Consider the following 6,912-nt stretch of genomic DNA (forward strand, 5'->3'; position numbering starts at 1 on the left):
ATTGATTCCTCAGCATTGGTAATTCCAACATATTCTTCGCTAATCTTTTCCAGATTGATATCAAATGTAACTGGTAATTTTATTAGTTCAATTTGAGCTTTATTTATCAAAATTGCTGAAAATGATTTACCAATTGTGCCATTCGCATAAAATCCCAATTTATTTTCGTCATAGATCCGATGATTATGCCCCACAATGATTATTTGATTCATTAGGGTATTATCTGTCTTAAATTTAGTAATATATTGATCGAGAGGAGGATTATAGCTACGCCAAAAATCTTGGTCGCCATGTGCAATCCAAATGTTTTCGTCTTGGTAATAATCACCAATAAAATATATCCCAAATTCTCGTTCTAGTTTTAAACGAAACTTATCCCAAAATTCTTCTGGGTCATGATTCCCTGAAATTATGTGAATTCTTTGATCCCCAAGAGAATTCTGGATTTGAGACAATTCATCAAGGATGGAAATCCCCTTTTTGTCAGCTTCAGAGAGTTCATTAACACAATCAATATTGAAAACATCTCCCGCAATTAAAATTGATTTAACTCGATGTGTCTCACATGTCTTCTTGATTTCTTCCAAACATAATTTAGCTAATTTATTATTAAGTCCCCAGTGAAGATCCGAAAAGACCAGAAGGGGGTATACAATTTTATATTCAGTCCCAACTGATTCTTGAGGTTCTAATTTTTGTAAAATACCATTGTATACATCTTTTATAATAGCTTTGAGTTCCTCATTAATAAATTCCACCATATTAATAGGCATTTCTCTTGTTAGCTTATATTTCATATCTGCAAAACAATTATATCCTTGAATAAGCTTATTTCCTTGTTTTTCCGAGATTAAATTTTGTTCGATGGCAATTTTAAGGCGGTCACTAGTTGAAGTAGTAAAAGTAGTCTCACTGAGGATCGCTAAAATAGTACTAATATCCTGTAAAGCTGTAAGAACAGAATATGTCTTAAATATTGAATCATAGAGGAAAGGTTGACAAATACGTAAATTTTCCCCTAAAGCATTACTTTCATCCTTGAGGGATTCTGTGATACGAAGAAGAATCGGAATTATATCAGGAAGTGCTTTTTTGGTAATTTTTGTAATTTCCTCTCGTAGAACTTGCCCTTTTCCAATAGGTTTCTCATATATCGGAACCATATTTATTATTGATTTGTAGATAGACCAGCAATATTTTCTAATACCATCTTTACGGTCTTCGTCAGAGATAGGGGTGTTTCGAAGGGATTGGATAGAAGAAAGCATTTTTTCCAGTTCTTTTTTCTGATTTTGTTCTAAGAAACCTTCATCTCCATAAAGAAAAGCCTTTAGGATGTTTGTTATTGACTCTTCATGGAAATTAAGATTCACCAGATTTTCTAATTTACATAATTCGAGATTAGGAACATGCTGCAGAACTTGGTCAAGAGCCTCACCTACCTGCAAAAATTGCTTTTCACTCCCCTCATGAATCAATAGCATATCTAAGTCTGATGTGTCTGAATATTCTCCTCTCCCATACCCGCCACAGATTCCAATGATGAAATTACTAGGGATGCCTACCATCCTTTTCTCTTCCTTATTAACCTGAAGGATTTTGTTAAAAACCTCAATTTTCTCTACCAATAGTACAGAACTCTCAAGAAGAAGATTAATGCGCGAAAGAACAGTGGATGGGGTTCTTTCATTCCATATTGATCCTAAATATGCTCTAATTTGATTCATATCCCAAGTGAGTTTGCTTGCCTTTGATAATTCCCGATATGACAAAAAATGTTCTATACGTGGTGGAATGGCATGGGGTGTGGTTTGGTAGGTAAATTCAGTAATTTTTTTTATAGAATTCATAAACTCAGGGAGAATAGAGGATTTCTTATTCATAGGTCCTTTGACGATTAGGAGTTCTTCAAACTCTGATATTTCAGGGGTCGATTTCAAGATAAGGATACTGTCTTCTAATTTGATATCTTTACACTTTTCAAATAGATCCCAATAACCTGATTTAATCATCTTATTTTCTACTAAATTATTGAAAAGGTCGATTGAGGATTTAATGATTTGATGTTTGGTAAAACGATCCTTATTCCAGATCCGTTCTTTGGATATTGACTCGAGGTCTACCCAATCGTCATTTAAAAAGAAAATTCCTTTTTTAAATAGGAGGTCTTCTGGAAGATAGAAGACATTTCCTGCGTGTGTCAATACTAGGCTGATGGCTGGAGTCTGTACATGTTTAAGATCTTCAAATGACGTAATCTTCTGTAAATAGCTTTGTTCGCTTAAATAAAATCGTAAGGTTTTAATTGCACCGTTGAAATCCATAATTAGCCCTCCACCATCTGTTTTAAGCCTAATAAAATTATCCAATCTGACCTATCTGTTAAAATTGATACTTCCTTTGGCTTATAATTAAGATCTCTCAGTGTTTCAAAAGCCTCCATTCGTATGAAAGTAGATTCTTCTTGATCTTTGAATATATTAAAGAGTAAATCAAGACTTTTTTCGTCAATACTGTGTTTTCCAAGGGCTTCTAGTGCAGCCTGTCTCATACGTTCATCATTCGATTTATCAATAGCAAAATTAAGCAAAAATTTGGTGACTTCAGGATCGAGATATGTTTGCATATTCCGTAACGCAATAATTTTGATTTTTATGGCAATATCATCATTTATTGCCATCTGAAGCAATAAATCTTTTTCTGTTCCTTGTCTTGCGATAAAATCTATAACCGATCGCTTAATTGGATCAGGAAGCCTAATGAAATCATTGAAAGTATTGTATAATTGAGGTAATTTACTTGTAAACCATGCTAGTGAATCAATTGCTCTTCCTCTTAAAAATTGGTTGTCCTGTTCATTTTCAGCAACCGATTTAAGGAAAGGTACTAGTTTACTTCCCACCCTGCTAATGAGAATGCGAAGTGCCAGTTCACGGAGTTGGAAATCTTGATTTGAGTCCTCAAAAATCTTGAAGAATTTTTTTACAATCGGATCCATTGAGATTATAGGGTTAATAGCTGAAATACCAGAATCAGGAAATTGATTGATAATTTTCTTTCGTAAAAGCTGAATGGGTTCTTTAAGTTTGTATTCGGGGATTCCTCTTCCATATGCTTGTATAGATATTTTTCCTCTGTCTAAAGATTGTGCTTCAAAGGAAATATTTGGATATTTTTGACGAAATTCTTCTAATAATCCTGTGTCTAATTGTAATTCGTCAATTTCTTCTGCTTCAAAGCCAATTCTAGCTGAAAAGTGATATTGTAAGTAGTTAAGACATACCCACTTAATAGAGGCATGTTCATAGGGATGGTCAAGGATATCGGAGATTAATCGGTTGATCTTCTCTTCCTTGAGATTGAGGGGCAAATTTTGGATGATTTTAGATCTTTCTTCTTTGGATAATTTCCGATTGAACAATTTTTTCCATTCTTCATGCCTTTGATAGCTGGCAATATTCCCATATACTGGTTCTTCGTTTACAGTCGAAAATTTAATCCCTGGATGGTTTTTTATGAGGTCTATAAGTTTAACCACATCGTAAAAATCAATAGAAGCATCAAATCCTTTTTCTCTAATCTCTTGTTTAGTTAACATCTCCTCAGAATCATCAACAATCTTCAAAAATGTAAAAATACTATCAATAACTAGATTCTCTGAAAATTTTTGTTTGATATTGTAATATCTGAATGTACATCGTTTATATCCCTCTGCAATTGTCTCTTCTCGCTCAAATCTCACCCAGTTAGTAATATTATCAGCCATAATAGAATCATATTCACACATAATAAAACCTAGATCTTCACGTTTGAACTGTTTGAAGACTTCATGATAGAAACATCGATTGATATCAAATGCAAATTCCTTTTCAGTAACGTTAATTTCCTTTACTTGAAAATATTCATTATCATAGATTCTTTGATTACCTTTTCGAGCAGCTTCCACAAAAATAGTCCATGGATCCTTAGAAGAAGCCATGTACCGTCGTTGGGGTTCTAAAACTAATTCTTCAAGCATAATTTTATAGATAGCTAATACGAGCCTTAGAATAATGGTGGTATCCTTTTTTCCTTCCTCTCCAGGGAGTGATTCCTCAAGAGCTATAACAAAAATAGGATTAATACCATGAAAAAGCTGAGTTTCGTTAAAAGATTCTTTAAGAGTTTCATAAAGCTCTCGAAAACGAGTTGCAAACGAGGATAAGATCGTATCAGCTTCCTCTAGGTCAAAGGCCTTTTTAAGCTCGTTTGAAGTTAATAATACAAAATAATCAAACATTTGGTCCAGACTTGACATACAATCCACACATTAATACTTGAAGATTCATCACAAAAAGATAAAAGTATACATAAATATATACATTTATATATGGATAAAATATGATAATGTACTAATGACAATAAATAGGAATAGAGCACCTCGTTCAATGCTTGATCGTGCCCAAGCAATATTCAAAATCATCAATGATATAGATAGTCCATTTGCCAAAACGAAATTGACAAAAGCTAAAATAAGTCCAAAGGCCGCAGAAAATTGGTTAGACCTGATAGTATTTATTCAAAATCAACCTAAGATTAGGGTTACAAAAACAGAAAGAAATACTTTTGTTGAGAAAGTAGGAGGCAAGTTCTCCCAAATGAGTTTGAATTTCTTTTTAGATGAGAACCAACCAATTGAAAAAAGACTTCAAAGTTTGGAAGCTTATGCACAATCGATTTTTGTACAACAGCGGTTAGCAAAACGAGATTAAAAATGCTTTTTTTTAAGATTATCTAAAATATTATCTTATTTAGGAAATAAATGGGTCTAAATATGATGGTACTGATTAATCAGCATATATTCTCCTTTTTTTTGTTACAATAAAAATGATTTTATAGGAGAAATTCGATGTGCAATAAGATATAAGTTTTTCAGGAGAATAATCCAAATGAATATAGAGCAAAAAGTGCTTCTTGTATTTTCTTGGTTCTGCATTCTCCTCTCCATTAGCATTTTAGTCTCTTTAATCGCCGCGAATTCGCAAAATATAGCAGTAATTTCCTTCATACGTACAATGCATGGTAATACTACAGGTAACTTCGGTGAAAATGGACGTGCAAGTTTTTCTTTCTATGGTGGGGGACTTTCGGCTTGGAATGACACCGCAATGGTCCCAGTAAAGTATGAGTATAGTTTCTATGATTCTACTGTCAATCGTAGTGCTTATTATTGGCTAGCATTTGTTGTTGAGTTTATTAACCCAGAAGGAGAAGTTATCTTCAATGCTACTCGAAAAATCTTTACTTATCAGAATACAGGTTATGAATTTTTTGATCAATTTGAAACAGATTTAAACTGGTATCTTCCAACTGAAATGAGTGAAATCTCTAATGGTGAGGTATGGCATGGCATTGCGTATATGATTGGTAAAGTGACCTATGATCAACTTATATATAGTAATAGCAGCAATTTTTGGGATATTACATATACCACTTCTAACTTTTCTCACTCTAGTGTTTTAACCGTTCTTCCCATAATTCTAGCATTGAATACACTAATTATATTTTCACGCAAAAAAACATCCAAATAACTTTTCAACCATACACTTCTCTCTTTTTTTTATTCTGTTCCCTGACTCTCGTTATCTTTTCCCTTGGATTTCTTAAAAAAATTATTTAGTTTGAGAAGTATTGAAACAGCAATTTTACCTAGTGTCTAATTAGATATTTTTAAATCATTAAAAAATCACTCCTATTTACAAAACTGGAGATTTTCTTCATGGAAACCAAGTTGGTTCATTCCTATAGTGCTTTAATTCTTGCTGGAGTAGCATTTGGTACAGTTCCTATTTTCTCTGCTATTTTACGAGATTTACAAGTCTCTAGTATTGAACAAAGCTTCATGCGTCTGTTAATTGGATTTATTGCAGGTGGATTTCTAATATGTAAATATATATGGGATTCTCCTGAGAATGTTGGTCTTAGTGGAAGATTTTTACACCAAAAATCTTATATTATTCAAGGATTTCTATTATCCTCAGCATTAAATTGCTATTTAGCTTCAATTGCTCTAAACACGCCAATTGGAACAGCTGCTTTTTTAATTCAGATACACCCTTTAGTCACTTTTTTTCTGGGATATTTTCTATTAAATGAAAAAATAAATAAGAATAAAGTTCTTGCATTATTCTTTGCCCTTTTAGGAGTGATAATTCTTACAAAACCATGGGAGTATTCTCTTTTCATTAACTCTTTTCCAGGAGTCGTTTTAGCTGGCATCTCAGGATTATCATATGGGCTTTATTTAATTATGGGAAAATTAGTTCAAGACCAAAGATCGATGATACCTCAATCCATTTCTTTTGGATGGATTTTAATCTGGGGATTCATTATGTGGTTTCCTTTTCTAATTTTTTCAAAGACTTTTCTAACAGCTCCTCAAATTAATTTTTTCAATATATGGACGTATTTTAATCCTTTACATCTTACATTTGGTATTTGTCTTGGTGTAATCGGGAATGTTATTCCTTTTGGATTAATTATAGTGGCAATAAAACATGTTTCATCATTCAAAGCATCAGTTTTTTTACTAATTGAACCACTAGCAGCAATTATTCTCGCAACAATGGTTCTTCAGGAACCGATTTCAGTTTGGTATCTCTTAGGAGGATTTTTCATTCTAATAGCTTCTTTCCTAATGTTAAAGCCTTATGTTTCTCCTCCATTAACAAAATCAAAGGAAATTATTCTTGAATTACCTTGACCAACCAAATGAACTGAAAAATTTTTTCATATATTTTTTATTATAAGACAATCAATTATAATTGTATGAATATGGACTTTATTAACCAAAACATAATAAAAAAGAATTATAATTTGTTTATAATTCCAGGTGACCATCAGTGAAGATTCTTTACTCAAAAGAAGAAATTA

At 32.6% G+C, this 6,912-nt stretch carries 5 protein-coding genes; 3 read left to right on the forward strand and 2 right to left on the reverse strand.

The window, feature by feature from the left end; genetic code table 11:
- Window positions 1-2,324 (reverse strand): metallophosphoesterase (locus ACWVCY_RS04520; RefSeq protein WP_455140629.1); only part of this gene is annotated, 2,324 nt, incomplete at its 3' end.
- A gap of 2 nt (window positions 2,325-2,326) precedes the next feature.
- Window positions 2,327-4,297: an L-2-amino-thiazoline-4-carboxylic acid hydrolase gene (locus tag ACWVCY_RS04525; RefSeq protein WP_455140630.1), complete on the reverse strand. Its 1,971-nt coding sequence runs from the start codon at window positions 4,295-4,297 to the stop codon at window positions 2,327-2,329.
- A 97-nt stretch (window positions 4,298-4,394) separates the two neighbouring features.
- On the opposite strand from ACWVCY_RS04525, the gene ACWVCY_RS04530 reads away from it, so the two are divergent.
- From ACWVCY_RS04530 to ACWVCY_RS04540, 3 genes are all read left to right on the forward strand, one after another.
- A complete protein-coding gene (locus ACWVCY_RS04530) occupies window positions 4,395-4,751 on the forward strand; it encodes a hypothetical protein (RefSeq protein ID WP_455140631.1) in 357 nt (118 codons plus the stop codon).
- A 177-nt stretch (window positions 4,752-4,928) separates the two neighbouring features.
- Window positions 4,929-5,570 (forward strand): hypothetical protein, encoded by a 642-nt coding sequence (locus tag ACWVCY_RS04535; protein ID WP_455140632.1) that lies wholly within the window; start codon window positions 4,929-4,931, stop codon window positions 5,568-5,570.
- A 188-nt stretch (window positions 5,571-5,758) separates the two neighbouring features.
- A complete protein-coding gene (locus tag ACWVCY_RS04540) occupies window positions 5,759-6,742 on the forward strand; it encodes a DMT family transporter (RefSeq protein ID WP_455140634.1) in 984 nt (327 codons plus the stop codon).
- Window positions 6,743-6,912 lie beyond the last annotated feature (170 nt).

It is taken from the genome of Candidatus Hodarchaeum mangrovi, assembly GCF_975850365.1.